Raw genomic sequence first — 15,293 nt, forward strand, 5'->3', positions numbered from 1 at the left:
GCGTCAGCACCCGGCATCCGGGTTGTCGCGGCACCAGGACTGCCACTTCACGATTCCCGCCTGATGCTCCTCGTAGGTCTCGGAGAACTGCGTCTCCCCGGTGGCGAGGTTGATCGTCACGAAGTAGAGCCAGGGGCCGTCCGCCGGATGCATCGCGGCATCGATGGCCGCGAAGCTGGGGCTGGCGATCGGTGTGACCGGCAGCCCCGTGTGCACGTAGGTGTTCCAGGGGTTCGGATCCTCGAGCGCCTCCGCCGAGCTCGAGACGACGCCCTCATGGAGCGAGCCGTACCCGTACTGCGCGGTCGAATCCATCTGCAGCTTCATGTCGATGTCGAGGCGGTTCTGGATGACCCGCGACACCTTGGCGAAGTCGTCCGTACGGCCCTCGCGCTGGATGATCGACGCGATCGTCAAGACGCGCTCGGCATCGGCATCCGGCACACCGGCCTCTGTCAGCGCCTCGCGCGTGCGATCGACCATGCGCTGGATGACCTGAACGGCCGTGACCTCGGGATCGAAGGTGTAGACCGCCGGGAACAGCCACCCTTCGAGGTTCTGCGCATCGACGCCGTAGGCCGACGGGTCTTTGACCGCGGCCTCGAAGTCGGCGAGCGGGAGTCCGAGCGACTCCGCCATCGCCGGCAGCGATGAGACGATCGTCCCCCCCTCGGACATGGAGACGGTGTTCTCCATCTTGTTGTCGGGGTTCTGCAGTGCCTCGGCCGCTGCGGCAGCGGTCATCTTCTTCTGCAGCTTGTATACGCCGGGGTAAAACGTCACGCCCGGTGCTTCCTTGACCAGGTAGTCGTAGAAGACGCCGTCGGTCTTCGTGACGCCGGCTTCGAACAGCGCCGTCGACACCGGTGCGCCGGTGTCGCCCTCCTTGATCGTGACGAACGCCTCCCCCGTGGCGAGACCCTCATCCCAATCCTTCGGCTCTCCCCACCCCATGACCTCATTGATCTTGTCGCCGTAGGTGTTCATCACCCAGACGCCACCGGCAGCCACCCCGCCGACGATCACGAGCACGATGATCAGCGCGACCAGGCATCCGGTGCGGCGCTTCTTCTTCGGTGTGCCGGAGTCGGAGCGCTCGTCGTCGTGCGGGGCGAACAGATCGTCGAGCCCGCCACCGATCACGCGATCTCCGGCTGCGGCATCCACTGTCGGATTCACGCGCGTCGGTGTATCGCCTGCGGCATCAGCGGAGGCGCGTACGGGAATCGCCGACAGATCGGTCGGTCCCGCCGCATCTGCGGACTCACGGACGGGAACGATCGACGGCTCCGACTCGATCCCCGCTGACGGCGCGGCGATGCCGTCGGGTGGGGTCGCCGGACCGGCCGGCGTGCGACCGGACGCTGCTTCGCGGGCCGCGCGGCGGGAGCCCGGCGCCGGAGCACTGTCATCCACTGTGGGAATCTGCTGCGTCGGGTCGGGAAGGTTCTCGAACAGGTCGCCCAGGCGGGCGTCCGGATCGTGCTGGGGGGAAGCACTCTCGCGTTCGGACATGTTCAGGCGGACTCCTCGTCGGACGGGATCGTGGCACCGGCCGGGTTTCCGGTGCTCTTCTCCATATCGATCGCCTGCTGCAGAAGGACCACGGCGGCGATCTGATCCACAATGCTACGAGAGTTCTTCTGAGTTCTCCCAGAAGAGCGCAACGCCGCATGGGCGGTGACCGTGCTGAGACGCTCGTCGACGAGCCGCACCGGGGTGCCCGTGGCCGCCTGGAGAGCACTCGCGAACTCACGCGCATCGACCGTGGACGCGGTGTCACTCCCCTGCAGATTCACGGGGAGTCCCACCACGAACTCGATGGGCTCATATTCGGCGGCGAGCTCGGTGAGACGCGCGATCGAGGTCTCCGACCGCGGCACCGTCTCGACCGGCACGGCGAGCATGCCGTCGGGGTCGCACCGAGCGACCCCGACCCGTGCCCGCCCGACGTCGATGCCGAGCCGCACCCCGCGGCGGAATCCACTCACGCTGCGTGCAGCTCCTGTGCGATGGCGTCCAGCGCTGCGGGCAGTGCCGCAGCATCCGTCCCACCGCCCTGGGCGACGTCGTCGCGTCCGCCGCCGCCACCGCCGAGCACACCGGCGGCGCGCTTCGCGAGAGCTCCCGCCTTCGCGCCCGCGGTGCGAGCCGCATCGTTCGTCGCGACGACCACGACGGGCCGACCGTTGACGACGGCGCCGAGGGCGACGACCGCGGGGTCGGAACCGAGACGATCCCGCACACCGATCACCAGGTCGCGCACGTCGTCTGCCGACGCCACCTCACCCAACGACTGCGAGGCCAGGCGGAATGCGCCCACACGCGTCGCCGCGTCGGCGATCGCCGGAACCCTGCCCGCGCGCTCCTTGGCCTCGAACTGTGCGATGCGCTTTTCCGCGGCCTTGAGGCTCGCGGCGAGGTCGGCGATGCGCTCGGGAAGCTGTTCGCGCGGCGTCTTGAGAGAACTCGACAGCTGCGAGACGATCGCCCGCTCTGCCGCGAGGTCGCGGAAGGCGTCCGCGCCCACGAGAGCCTCGATGCGACGATTCGACGCGCCGACGGAGGACTCCCCCACGACGCTGACGAGACCGATCTCGGCGCTCGAGCTCACGTGGGTGCCCGCACAGAGCTCACGCGACCACGGTCCGCCGATGTCGACCATGCGCACGACCTCGCCGTACTTCTCGCCGAACAGCGCCATCGCGCCGGCGGCCTTGGCCTCGTCGAGCGACATGACGCGTGTGGTCACCTCGAGCGCATCCTGCACGGCGCGGTTGGTGATGTCCTCGATCTCCGAGCGCGTCTCGCCCGACAGCGCCTGCGACCAGGCGAAGTCGAAACGCATGTAGCCGGCGCGGTTCAACGATCCGGCCTGCGTGGCGGTCGGGCCGAGCGTGTCGCGCAGGGCGGCGTGCACGAGGTGGGTCGCGGAGTGCGCCTGGCGGGCCGATCGACGATTCGCCGCGTCCACCACGGTCGTGGCGACGTCATCGACGGCGACACTTCCGCGAGCGACCTCGACGGTGTGGCTGATCAGCCCGGGGACGGGACGCTGCACGTCGAGCACCTCGAGCTCGAAGCCGGGGCCCACGATCGTGCCCTTGTCGGCGACCTGTCCTCCGGACTCCGCGTAGAGCGTGGTCTCGGCGAGGACGACCTCGGCGATCTGACCCTCCGATGCGGTGCGCACCGGCTGACCGTCGACGAGGATGCCGAGGATGCGCGACTCGATCTCGAGCGCGGTGTAGCCGTCGAAGCCCGTCTCACCCAGGGCGCGCAGGTCGCGATACACCGAGACGTCGGCGAGCTGACGCTTGCGATTGCGCGCATCGGCCTTCGCCCGGGAGCGCTGCTCCTGCATGAGCGAGTCGAATGCGGCGCGGTCGACCTCGAGCCCGGCCTCCTCGGCGACCTCGAGGGTGAGGTCGATCGGGAAACCGTAGGTGTCGTGCAGCAGGAACGCCTCGGGGCCGCTGAGCGTCGAGCCGCCGCCCTTCTTGGTGTCGTCGAGCGCCAGATCGAGGATCGTCGAGCCCTGGGCGAGCGTGCGCCGGAAGGTCTCCTCCTCGGCGAAGGCCGATGCCGAGAGCACGGCCCAGTCCTTCTCGAGCTCGGGGTAGGCCGATTTCATGGCGTCGCGTGACGAGGCGAAGAGCTCGGGGAATGCCGGCTCGTCGACACCCAGCAGGCGCATGGAGCGCACGGTGCGACGCATGAGACGACGCAGGATGTAGCCGCGACCCTCGTTCGACGGGCGCACGCCGTCGGACAGCAGCATGAGTGACGAGCGCACGTGGTCCGCGACGACGCGGAAACGGACGTCGTCCTGGTGGTCGGCACCGTAGCGGCGGCCGGAGAGTTCCACGGCGCGATCGAGCACCGGGCGTACCTGATCGGATTCGTACATGTTCTCGACACCCTGCTTGAGGAACGCGACGCGCTCCAGCCCCATGCCGGTGTCGATGTTCTTCATCGGGAGCTCGCCCACGATGTCGAACTCGGTCTTGCCGCGGATGTTCTCGATGAAGTCCTGCATGAACACGAGGTTCCAGATCTCCAGGAACCGGGAGTCGTCGACCGCAGGGCCGCCGTCCTTGCCGTAGGAGGGACCGCGATCGAAGAAGATCTCGGAGTCGGGACCGCCGGGGCCGGGCTGGCCCGTGTTCCAGTAGTTGTCGGCGCGGCCGAGACGCTGGATGCGCTCAGGCTTGAGGCCGATGATGTCGCGCCAGATCGACTCGGCTTCGTCGTCGGTCTCGTAGACCGTGACCCACAGGTCCTTCTCATCGAAGCCCAGTCCGCCGTCGGACTCCGACCCGGTCAGCAGCTCCCAGGCGTAGCGGATCGCGCCCTCTTTGAAGTAGTCACCGAACGACCAGTTGCCGAGCATCTGGAAGAACGTGCCGTGGCGTGCCGTGCGACCGACCTCTTCGATGTCGTTCGTGCGGATGCACTTCTGCAGGTCGGCGATCCGGGGGTGCGGGGCCGGGACGACTCCGGTGAGGTAGGGGATCATCGGCACCATGCCGGCGACCGTGAACAGCAGGGAGGGGTCTTCGCTGACGAGCGAGGAGGAGGGAACGATGACGTGGTCGTTCTTCTCGAAGAAGTCGAGATAACGCTGCGCGATCTCCGCAGTTTTCATGGGGGTACCGGGTGTCCTTGGGTGAAGATGCCGCGCCGGAGCGCTGCGGGGGTCAGTTCTTGTCCGGCTCAGTGAGCCGTGCCTCCTGCTCGCGGTAGGCGTCGCCGATGATCGCGGTGAACCCGTTGATCCTCGCGTCGACCTCGGCGAGGATGTCGTGGCCACGCGGGTCCTTGTTCATGAAGTGCGCGGCGACGAAGCCGCCGATCACACCGATCAGGAACCACTGCATGTTCTTCATGACGTCCTTGCCCTTCCACCCGCGAAGGCGCGGTTGTTCCATCGTAGGCGGAAACGACAAGAGGCGTCGGGAACCCCCGACGCCTCTTGTGCTGGACTGCGTGACTCAGCGAGCCGCGTAGTACTCGACGACGAGCTGCACTTCGCAGGTCACGGGGACCTCGGCGCGCTTCGGACGACGAACCAGGCGAGCCTGGAGCTTGTCGAGCTCGACCTCGAGGTAACCCGGAACGGGGGGCAGAACCTCGGCGTGACCGCCGGCTGCTGCCACCTGGAAGGGCTCGGTGCCCTCGCTCTTGGGCTTGACGTGGATGAGCTGACCCGGCTTCACGCGGAACGACGGGCGGTCGACGAGCTGGCCGTCGACGAGGATGTGACGGTGCACGACGAGCTGGCGAGCCTGCGCGGTGGTGCGGGCGAAGCCCGAACGCACGACGAGCGCGTCGAGACGCATCTCGAGCAGCTCGACCAGGTTCTCACCGGTCAGGCCATCGTTGCGACGTGCCTCGTTGAAGGTGTTGCGCATCTGCTTCTCGCGGATGCCGTACTGCTCGCGCAGACGCTGCTTCTCACGCAGACGGACGGCGTAGTCGCTGTCAGCCTTGCGCTTCGTGCGGCCGTGCTCACCCGGAGCGTAGGGACGCTTCTCGAGGTAGCGGGCGGCCTTCGGGGTGAGCGGGATGCCGAGGGCACGGCTCAGACGCACCTTGCGGCGGTCCTGGGACTTCGTGGTCACGAAGTTGTCCTTCCGATGACGTGGTCGCGTCTTTCACGACTCACGGACGTATCGCCCGCGTTCTGCCTTGGAGCGCACGCCGGGGCGCCGACAAGGTGTGGTGTGAACGAGGAGATGCCCGAAAACTGAGTTTCGAGCCGATCAAGTCTAACAGATTCCGCATCCGGCCCGTGCGGGTCGGTCACCGGTCTCCGGTCACCGGTCACCGGTCACCGGTCACCGGTCACCGAGGATCCGCCGGATGCGCTCCAGGCGTGCGGCGACATCGCGCTCGGCGCCCAGGGTCTTCGGCTCGTAGTACCGACGGCCGTCGAGTTCGTCCGGAAGGTACTGTTGCGGCACGATTCCGTACTCGGCGTCATGGGGATACACGTAACCCCGGCCGTGACCGAGCCGCTTCGCCCCCGGGTAGTGCGCGTCACGGAGGTGCACGGGCACGCGCCCGAAGCCGCCCTTGCGGATGTCGGCGATCGCGGCATCGATCCCCACGTACGCGGCGTTCGACTTCGCCGTCGTCGCGAGGTAGACGGTGGCCTCTGCCAGAGGGATGCGCCCCTCCGGCATGCCGATGAAGGCGACCGCGTCGGCCGCCGCGACCGCGATCACGAGCGCCTGCGGATCCGCCAGCCCGACGTCTTCCGAGGCCGAGATCACCAGACGTCGGGCGATGAATCGCGGGTCCTCCCCCGCCTCGATCATCCGCGCGAGGTAGTGCAGCGCCGCGTCGGGGTCGGACCCTCGGATCGATTTGATGAAGGCGCTGATCACGTCGTAGTGCTCGTCGCCCTGGCGGTCGTACCGCAGGAGCGCCCGGTCGACGGCCTGAGCGATGTCGTCGGCCGAGACCTCGGGGATGGCACCGGAGCGATCCGTCAGGTCGACGCCGGAGTCTTCGCCACGGGAATCGTCGTCGTCCTCTTCATCGTCAGCCGGGTTCGACTCGCCCACGACATCCGACGCATGCGACAGCGCCACGGCAGCCCCGGCGTCGAGGCCGGTCAGCGCTCGACGCGCGTCGCCCGAGGCCAGACGGATGAGCGCCGCTCTGCGCCTCGTCGCTCAGGACGACGGCGCCGTTGAGCCCGCGGGCATCGCTGACCGCTCGATCCACGAGCAGCCCGATGTCGTCGTCCGTCAACGGCTGCAGCGTGAGCAGCAGCGAACGCGACAGCAGCGGCGAGATGACCGAGAACGACGGGTTCTCGGTCGTGGCCGCGATGAGGATCACCCAGCCGTTCTCGACGCCGGGGAGCAGCGCATCCTGCTGGGCTTTCGTGAAGCGATGGATCTCGTCGAGGAAGAGGATGGTCGTCTGCCCGTACAGATCACGCTGCGTGATGGCCTCCTGCATCACCTCGCGCACGTCTTTGACGCCGGCCGTGATCGCGGACAGCTCGACGAAACGACGACCCGACGAGCGGGCGATCGCCTGAGCCAGTGTCGTCTTGCCCGTGCCGGGAGGACCCCACAGGATGATCGACACGGCGCCGGGCGAGGCGGAGTCGGGATCGGCCAAGGCCACGATCGGCGAACCCGCGCGCAGGAGATGACGCTGTCCGGCGACCTCGGCGAGCGACACCGGGCGCATGCGCACGGCGAGAGGCGTCTGCCCGGAGAGCAGCGCGGCGGAAGACGTCATGCTCCCAGGCTAATGCGGGGGCACGACGTTCACGACGGTAGGCTCTCAGGCGACGTCGCGCGGCGGCGTCGATGAAGGGAGCAGGGCATGGCGGCACGCGGTTCGAAGAGCACGCAGGGACGCACCCAGGCGGAGCGTGCCCGACTTCACACGGCGCGCAGCGAGTGGCACCAGGGGCAGATCCGTCGCCGCGTCCGCGACAACACGATCGCCGGCATCGTCGGGGGACTCCTCATCGCAGCGGCGATCGCGAGCCAGGTCGTGCATGCGCAGGTCACCGCGCCGGAACCCACTCCCACGCCCTCGGTATCGCCCTCCACCACTCCGGATCCCACGGCGACCCCCACGCCTGACTCCACGGCGACGGAGACTCCGGCCGAGTGATCGCCGCAGACTCACACGCGCCCTGACGCGATGTGAGAGCTTCGCACCACACCCGTAACGCACCGCGCGAACAGCGGAAATAGGACCCGGCCACTCTGGACGCAGCGAGCAGCTCGCTCGTTCCGTTCCCAGTGGAGGTCGCCTGTGTCCTACGTCAAGCCCGCCGAGCTCGTGACCCGCATGGTCGATGCCGGTGCCTACAAGATCCAGATGTCGACGCGCGACACCCTGATCCGCTCCATCATGGGCGCTGCACTGCTGACGATCGCCGCCGCATTCGCCGTCACCGTGTCGACCAACACCGGTCAGCCGCTTCTCGGGGCGCTGCTCTTCCCCGTCGGGTTCGTCATCCTCTACCTGCTCGGGTACGACCTGCTGACCGGCGTGTTCACCCTCGCTCCGCTCGCCGTGCTCGACAAGCGACCCGGCGCCACCGTGCGCGGGGTGCTGCGCAACTGGTGCCTGGTGTTCCTGGGCAACTTCGGCGGTGCCTTCCTGGTCGCCGTGCTGATGGCGATCTACTTCACCTACGGATTCACCACCGAGCCCAGCGCGGTCGGGCACGCGATCGGAGAGATCGGCCATGGCCGCACCGTCGGCTACGCGGAGCATGGCGCCGGCGGGATGCTCACCCTGTTCATCCGCGGCGTGCTCTGCAACTGGATGGTGTCCACCGGCGTTGTGCTCGCGATGATCTCCGACAACGTCGTGGGCAAGATCGTCGCGATGTGGCTGCCGATCATGCTCTTCTTCTACATGGGCTTCGAGCACTCGATCGTGAACATGTTCCTGTTCCCGTCGGGGCTGCTGCTGGGTGCCGACTTCACGATCATGGACTACCTGGTCTGGAACGAGATCCCCACGGTCATCGGCAACCTCGTCGGCGGTCTGTTGTTCGTGGCGCTGCCGCTGTACATCACCTACGGCAGGACGGCCACCCGCAAGGTGCGCGCACGGCGCACCAAGGGCACCGCGGCTGCGGGAGCCAGCCGCTCCGCGTCCACGATCTCACCCGCGACGCCGGTCGCCGTCGCGGCGGATCGGGCAGCGGAGCCGGTGAACGTCGGATGATCACACAGAGGGAGGGCCCGGCGGATCACCGCCGGGCCCTCCCTCTGTGTGGCTGCGCCGATCAGTCCTCCGCGACCGCGAGCCGGTAGCCCCGCTTCACCACGGTCTGCACGAGCTCGGCACCGGAGAGTGATTCGCGCAAACGGGCGACCGCGACCTCCACCGCATGGCCGTTACGCTCGGCACCCGGCAGGACCCGGGCGATGTCGGTGCGCGAGAGCACGCGTCCCTCAGCGGCGAACAGCGCTTCCAGAAGGCCGGCGGAGGTGCGAGAGAGCGGCACGAAACGTCCGTCGATCAGTGCGCCGCCGCTTCGCACCTCGAGCCTGCCGAGGTCTGTGCGCACCCACGGTGCCCGTCCCCCGCCGAAGTGAGCGATCACGCAGCGCGCCAGAGAGCCGAGCCGGCCACGGTCGGCGATGACCGTCTGCAGCTGCTCCTCACGGAGCGGAGCCGCGGTGATGGGCCCGACGGCCGCGAGAAGGAGGCGACCCGTGGACGCTCGGCGGCGGATCCCGTCGAGCGCTCCCGCCGATGCCGCGACGGCCAGCCACGATGCCGCGCCGGGGGCCGAGGTGAACAGCACGGCGTCGACCTCACCCGCTCCGGCCTGGAGCGTCGAACGCCGCACGACCTCGGGATCCGGGGGCGGCCCCCAGCGGTACACGGTGACGCTCAGCACGTCAGCGCCGGCAGCGGCGAGCAAGTCGTCCAGCCCGTCGGAGCCGGCTCCGTGATGCTGCACCACGATGCGCTTGCCCGCGACTCCGGACGCCAGGAGATATTCGCCGACCTCGGCCGAGGTCTCGGACTGCGCCACCCAGTCCGCCGTGAACCCGGCCTGCTGGATGGCACCGTGCGCCTTGGGCCCCCGGGCGACGAAATGCGCATCGCGCAACGCCCGGTCGAGATCCTGGTCGAGCCCATGCTCGTGCGCGGCATCCATCCACCCGCGGAAGCCGACCCCGGTGGTCACGACCACGATGTCGGGCGGAGCGGAGATCAATCGTGCGGTGCGCGCGAGCAGCTCGGTGTCGTCCGCATTCGCGACGATGCTGAGAGCGGGTGCACGATGCACCGACGCCCCGCGCCGCTCCAGCGCGGTCGCGAGATCGACGGATCTCCGATCGGCGGCGACGACGATCGCGCAGCCGGCGAGTGCCGCGTCGAGGACTCCCGGACCGGTCACGCGAGGCTCGCGGCGAACTGCTCGGGGGCCGGGAGCAACAGCCCGTCACGCGCCACCTCGCCGATCACGATCACCGCCGGATTCGTCACGCGCGCCGCTGCCGCGTCGACGGCGAGGCGACCGAGCGTGCTGCGGATGGTCCGCTGCTGAGCAGAGTGCCCGTTCTCGATGACGGCCGCGGGCAGGTCCGCGCGTGCTCCGAACGCGAGCCCGGCCGCGACGATGCGCGGGAGCATCGTGACGCCCATCAACACGATCGTGGTGACCTCGGGATCCACGAGAGATGCCAGGGCGCTGGCCGAGAGCGGGCTGTGCCCGTTGACGACGTGCAGCGCCGTCGCCATGCCGCGATGCGTCACCGGGATGCCGGCGGCCTGGGGCACGGCGATCGCGCTGCTCACCCCGGGCGTCACCGTCACGGGTACGCCGGCGGCCTCGCAGGCGATCACCTCTTCTCCGCCGCGACCGAAGACGAACGGATCCCCACCCTTCAGACGGACGACCCGTTTGCCCGCCCTGGCATGTGACACCAGCAGCGCGTTGATCTCAGTCTGCGGTACGGGGTGATGCCCCGGACTCTTGCCGACGTCGATGACGAGCACGTGCGGCGCGAGACCGGCTCGGAGCTCCTCCGCGGGTCCCAGCCGGTCGACGACGACCACGTCCGCCTGTGCGAGCAGCCGGTGCGCCCGCATGGTCATGAGGTCTGCAGGCCCGGGACCGCCACCGATCAGGTCGACGCGACCGATTCCCGCGCCCGTCTCCGGACGCTGACCCGCCGGAGCACTCCACCAGTGGCCGAGGAGGCCCCGAGCGCTGATCACGGCTGCTCCCCCGCGGCCAGGTCGAGGAACACCGAGCCGTCGAGCACCGTCGTCGGCCACACGCGCAACGCTTCGTCGCGCTTGCCCTGCGTATCGAGGCAGCGCCCGGTGCGGAGGTCGAACACCTGCTTGTGCAGCGGCGAGGCCACCGTGGGCGCCTCACCGCGGGTTCCGACGATGCCACGGGAGATGACATGGGCGCCGCTGTACGGATCGAGGTTCGACACGGCGTGCACCTGTCCGTCCGCGAGCAGGAACAGCGCGATCTGCACGTCACCGAACAGGGCGGCCCGGCCGCGCTCCACCTCGAGATCGGCGACCGCGCACACCCGCACACGCGTTGCGCTCGCCGTGGCCGTCGAGCCGATCATCGACGCACCTCCAGAGCTGTCCCGGCGATGAGCACGGAGCCGCTGCCGCGCTCCTGCGGCGTCGCCGGCCTGATCTGCCCGCGCTCCGCCACGAAGGCGAGCGAAGGATCGGGCGTGTCCACGGCATTGACGAACGACTCGAATCTGCGGAGCTTCTCGGGATCGCGCAGCGTCGCCGCCCACTCGTCCTCGTATCGCTCGACGTGCGTGCGCATGGCCTCATCGAGGTCGTCGCAGATCCCCAGAGTGTCGTCGAAGATCACCGCGCGGAGCCCGTCCAGGCCGCCCTCGATCTCGGCACACCACGGCGCCGTGCGCTGCAGTCGGTCGGCCGTGCGGATGTAGTACATGAAGAAGCGGTCGATCGCGCGGATCAGCCCGGCGTCATCCAGCCCGGAGGCGAAGAGCTCGGCGTGCCGCGGAGTGAAGCCGCCGTTCCCGCCGACGTACATGTTCCATCCGTTCTCGGTGGCGATGACCCCGACATCTTTCGACCGCGCCTCCGCGCACTCCCTGGCGCATCCCGAGACGCCCAGCTTGAGCTTGTGCGGTGCCCGGAGTCCCCGATACCGCAGCTCCAGCGTGACGGCCATGCCGACGGCGTCCAGCACACCGAACCGGCACCATGTGGAGCCCACGCACGACTTCACCGTGCGCAACGACTTGCCGTACGCATGCCCCGACTCGAAACCCGCGTCGACCAGCCGCGCCCAGATCTGCGGCAGCTGTTCGAGGCGGGCGCCGAACATGTCGATCCGCTGTCCGCCCGTGATCTTCGTGTAGAGCGCGAAGTCCTTGGCCACCTGACCGATCGCGAGCAGGCCGTCGGGAGTCACCTCGCCACCGGGCATGCGGGGCACGACCGAGTACGTGCCGTCCTTCTGCATGTTGGCCATCACGTGATCGTTCGTGTCCTGCAGTGCCGCGTTCTCGCCGTCGAGAACGTGATCACCGACCAGCACGGAGAGGATGCTCGCGATCGCCGGTTTGCAGACGTCGCATCCACGGCCGATGCCGAACCTCTCGATGATCGAGCTGAAGGTCGAGAGCTCCGCGACGCGGATCGCATCGAAGAGCTGACGGCGCGACATCTCGAAGTGTTCGCACAGCGCCTGCGACACCGTCTCGCCGAGCGCGGTGAGCTCGGTGGAGACGATCTTCTTGACCATCAGCACGCAGGACCCGCAGGTCGCGCCCGCCTTCGTGCAGGCCTTCACGGCGCCGGCATCGCGGCATCCGTCATCGTGCACGGCGCTGCGGATACGACCGGCCGTGACGTTCGAGCAGGAGCACACGACCGCCTCATCCGGAAGATCGCCTCCCGGCGCCTCGTTGCCGCCCGCGGGAAGCAGGTATGCCGCAGGATCCGCACCGAGTCGGGTGCCGACGAGCGGGCGCAAAGCGCCGTAGGCGGAGGCATCGCCGACCAGGATGACGCCCAGGAGCACCTGGGCGTCGTCAGAGAGCACCAGCTTCTTGTAGACGCCGGCGACCGGATCGGCGTAGACCACATCCAGCGCGTGCGGGGTGCGGGCCATCGCATCGCCGAAGCTCGCGACGTCGACCCCGGACAGCTTGAGCTTGGCCGATTCGTCATAGCCCGGGAAGCTGGCGTCGCCGCCGAGAATGCGGGTGGCCACCACCTCCGCCATGGCGTAGCCGGGAGCGACCAGTCCGACGCAGCGGTCCTCGTAGTTGGCCACCTCTCCGATCGCCAGGATGTCGGAGTCGGACGTGACACAGCGCTCGTCGATGATCACGCCGCCGCGGGGGTGCACCTCGAGGCTTGCATTGCGCGCCAGCTCGTCCCGGGGGCGGACACCCACCGTGAAGACGACCACGTCCGCCCGCTCGAAGGACCCGTCCTGGAACTCGAGCGCCGTGACGGCACCCGACTCGTCCGGATCGAGACGGGTGGTGCGCGAATCGGTGCGCACCGTGATCCCACGCGCTTCGAGAAGCCGCCTCAGCATGCCGCCGCCGGCAGCATCGAGCTGAGCGGACATCAGCCGATCGGAGTACTGCACGACCGTCGTGTCGACGTTCAGATCCTGCAGGGCGCCGGCTGCTTCGAGCCCGAGCAGACCACCACCGATCACCGCTCCGCGCAGCTGTCGCCCGAGCATCTCCGACCGCTCCTGCACGAAGCCTCGGAGCGCTTCGACATCGTCGAGAGTGCGGTAGACGAAGCACCCCGGCAGATCGGCACCGTCGACCGCCACGCGCGCCGCGTACGAGCCGGTGGCGAGCACCAGGGTGTCGTAGTCGAACGTGCGCCGGGAGCGGGTCGTCACGGTGCGCGCGGCACGATCGATGCGGAGCACGCGGTCGTTCGGCACCAGCTGCACCCGGTCATCGTCGAAGACCGAGCGGTCCAACGTGAGGTCTTCGGGCGTGGCCCCCGAGAAGAACCCGGTCAGCCCCACGCGATCGTACGGATGACGGTCCTCGTCGCCGATCACCGTGACCCGGAGGTCTGAGCCCGCACGGCTCAGCAGGCTCTCCACCAGGCGATGCGCCACCATTCCTGCTCCGACGATCAGGATCTCCTGGGGGATGTCAGCGTGCATGAGACTCCTGTCGACGGGGGAAGTGACGTGTTGGCGACGATAGGAGCGGCGTGTTTCTCGAACAGGACGCTGCATGTTTCCTGCGTCGAACTTTCTCCTCACAGATCGGTAACGCCGTTGTGAAGTCCTCGTCCCCACTCCGAGGGTGCGGTCGTACTAGGCTGAACCTCGTCCCTTCCGCCTCCCGCGGCCCTACCGCGCAAGGAGAATCACTGTGTCTGCCACCGATCCCTCGAAGCCGACTCCGCCTGTTCCCGCACCCCCGGCTGTTCCCATGCCGCGCAAGGTGCCGAACCCCGCGGCCGTCGCACCCGCTGTGCCCTCCGCCCCCGTGAATGCCGACGCGGCGAAATGGGGCCGGGTCGCCGATGACGGCACCGTCGAGGTCAAGGAAGGCGACGACTGGCGCGTCGTCGGCCAGTACCCGGACGGCACGCCCGAGGAGGCGCTCGCCTACTTCGTGCGCAAGTTCGATGACATCGCCTTCAAGGTGCACGCGCTCGAGCAGCGCCACCAGGCCGGTGGAGCGACCGCCAGCGATCTCGCCAAGCAGGCCGGCCACGTGCTGGTCGAGGCCACGGATGCCGCCGCAGTCGGCGACCTCGCCGGGCTGCGCGACCGTCTGAACACCCTCACCTCGTCACTCTCCGAGGCCACGGCACAGGAAGCGCAGCAGGCCAAGGAGCTGGTCGATCAGGCGATCGCCGAGCGCACCGTGCTCGTCGAGCGTGCGGAGGCCATCGCGGCCCGTGATCTCAGCAAGGTGCAGTGGAAGCAGGTCACCGCAGAACTCGGTGAGCTGTTCGACGCCTGGCAGGCCCAGCAGCAGAGCGGACCTCGCCTGTCGAAGGGGATCTCGCAGCAGCTGTGGAAGCGTTTCCGCGACGCGCGCGCGATCGTCGACAAGCAGCGTCGTGCGTTCTACTCGGAACTCGACGACACCCACAAGGCAGCTCGCGACGCGAAGACCCGTCTCGTCGAGCGCGCGGAGGCTCTCGCCCCGCGCGGCATCGACGGCATCCCCGCCTACCGCACGCTGCTCGACGAGTGGAAGGCGGCCGGCCGCGCCGGGCGCAAGGCGGATGACGCTCTCTGGGCCCGCTTCAAGGCAGCCGGCGATGCGCTCTACGCTGCACGCGCGGAGCAGTCCGCCGCGGAGGAGGCCGATTCGGCTCCGAAGATCGAGGCCCGCCAGGCGCTTCTCGAAGAGGCCAAGGCTGTCGCCGACGAGTCCAACATCAAGCGTGCTCGTGCGCTGCTCACCGGCATCCAGCGCCAGTGGGACGAGCTCGGTCGCGTGTTCCCCCGCGAGAAGGAGCGGGCGCTCGATGACCGCCTCCGCGTCGTGGAGCAGGCTCTGAAGGCGCGCGAAGAAGTCGACTGGAAGAAGAACAATCCCGAGACGAAGGCGCGCGCGAACGACATGAGCACGCAGCTCCTCGAGGCCATCGAGAAGCTCGAGTCGGAGTTGGCTGCGGCCGAGAAGTCGGGCGACAAGAAGGCCGTCAAGGCTGCGGCGGATGCTCTCGAGGCACGCCGCGCCTGGCTGAACGCCCTCGGCGGCTGATCCGTTCTCCACAGCTCTCCCGCACGACCTCGAGCGCGGGGTGCACTACGCCAC

At 68.7% G+C, this 15,293-nt stretch carries 12 protein-coding genes and 1 pseudogene; 3 read left to right on the forward strand and 10 right to left on the reverse strand.

The window, feature by feature from the left end; genetic code table 11:
* Window positions 1-3: 3 nt before the first annotated feature.
* The 6 genes and pseudogenes from mltG to P0Y60_10795 all read right to left on the reverse strand — a co-directional run bounded on the left by mltG (window position 4) and on the right by P0Y60_10795 (window position 7,263).
* On the reverse strand, window positions 4-1,515 hold the full coding sequence (gene mltG, locus P0Y60_10770; protein ID WEK59843.1) for an endolytic transglycosylase MltG: 1,512 nt from the start codon (window positions 1,513-1,515) through the stop codon (window positions 4-6).
* 2 nt (window positions 1,516-1,517) lie between these two features.
* Window positions 1,518-1,991, reverse strand: coding sequence for a Holliday junction resolvase RuvX (gene ruvX, locus P0Y60_10775; protein ID WEK59844.1), 474 nt, complete (start codon window positions 1,989-1,991; stop codon window positions 1,518-1,520).
* Window positions 1,988-4,648: an alanine--tRNA ligase gene (gene alaS, locus P0Y60_10780; GenBank protein WEK59845.1), complete on the reverse strand. Its 2,661-nt coding sequence runs from the start codon at window positions 4,646-4,648 to the stop codon at window positions 1,988-1,990. Before alaS ends, ruvX begins: the two co-directional genes overlap by 4 nt.
* Window positions 4,649-4,700: 52 nt before the next feature.
* Window positions 4,701-4,931: a hypothetical protein gene (locus tag P0Y60_10785; protein ID WEK59846.1), complete on the reverse strand. Its 231-nt coding sequence runs from the start codon at window positions 4,929-4,931 to the stop codon at window positions 4,701-4,703.
* Window positions 4,932-4,994: 63 nt separating this feature from the next.
* Entirely contained in the window at window positions 4,995-5,624 is a 630-nt protein-coding gene (gene rpsD, locus P0Y60_10790) for a 30S ribosomal protein S4 (protein ID WEK59847.1), read from the reverse strand.
* Window positions 5,625-5,840: 216 nt separating this feature from the next.
* A pseudogene (locus P0Y60_10795) lies at window positions 5,841-7,263 on the reverse strand (replication-associated recombination protein A).
* Window positions 7,264-7,350: 87 nt separating this feature from the next.
* Here P0Y60_10795 and P0Y60_10800 point away from each other — a divergent pair.
* Both P0Y60_10800 and P0Y60_10805 read left to right on the forward strand, forming a co-directional pair.
* Complete coding sequence (locus tag P0Y60_10800) at window positions 7,351-7,647, forward strand: hypothetical protein (GenBank protein WEK59848.1); 297 nt, start codon at window positions 7,351-7,353, stop codon at window positions 7,645-7,647.
* Between the two features lie 144 nt (window positions 7,648-7,791).
* Window positions 7,792-8,718: a formate/nitrite transporter family protein gene (locus tag P0Y60_10805; protein WEK59849.1), complete on the forward strand. Its 927-nt coding sequence runs from the start codon at window positions 7,792-7,794 to the stop codon at window positions 8,716-8,718.
* Between the two features lie 61 nt (window positions 8,719-8,779).
* Here the strand turns inward: P0Y60_10805 and P0Y60_10810 are convergent, their stop codons facing one another.
* Genes P0Y60_10810 through nirB form a run of 4 tightly spaced genes read right to left on the reverse strand, consistent with a single transcriptional unit; the run spans window position 8,780 to window position 13,672 of the window.
* Window positions 8,780-9,907 (reverse strand): uroporphyrinogen-III synthase, encoded by a 1,128-nt coding sequence (locus tag P0Y60_10810; protein ID WEK59850.1) that lies wholly within the window; start codon window positions 9,905-9,907, stop codon window positions 8,780-8,782.
* Window positions 9,904-10,731: a uroporphyrinogen-III C-methyltransferase gene (cobA, locus tag P0Y60_10815; protein ID WEK59851.1), complete on the reverse strand. Its 828-nt coding sequence runs from the start codon at window positions 10,729-10,731 to the stop codon at window positions 9,904-9,906. Before cobA ends, P0Y60_10810 begins: the two co-directional genes overlap by 4 nt.
* Window positions 10,728-11,102, reverse strand: coding sequence for a nitrite reductase small subunit NirD (gene nirD / locus P0Y60_10820; GenBank protein ID WEK59852.1), 375 nt, complete (start codon window positions 11,100-11,102; stop codon window positions 10,728-10,730). The genes cobA and nirD overlap by 4 nt, the downstream gene beginning before the upstream one ends.
* Entirely contained in the window at window positions 11,099-13,672 is a 2,574-nt protein-coding gene (gene nirB / locus P0Y60_10825) for a nitrite reductase large subunit NirB (protein WEK59853.1), read from the reverse strand. The genes nirD and nirB overlap by 4 nt, the downstream gene beginning before the upstream one ends.
* A gap of 214 nt (window positions 13,673-13,886) precedes the next feature.
* Between nirB and P0Y60_10830 the strand changes: the two genes are divergently transcribed.
* Complete coding sequence (locus P0Y60_10830; GenBank protein WEK59854.1) at window positions 13,887-15,239, forward strand: DUF349 domain-containing protein; 1,353 nt, start codon at window positions 13,887-13,889, stop codon at window positions 15,237-15,239.
* The last annotated feature ends 54 nt before the right edge of the window (window positions 15,240-15,293 follow it).

This window comes from Candidatus Microbacterium colombiense (assembly GCA_029203165.1).
In the GTDB taxonomy this organism is placed as follows: Bacteria; Actinomycetota; Actinomycetes; order Actinomycetales; family Microbacteriaceae; genus Microbacterium; species Microbacterium colombiense.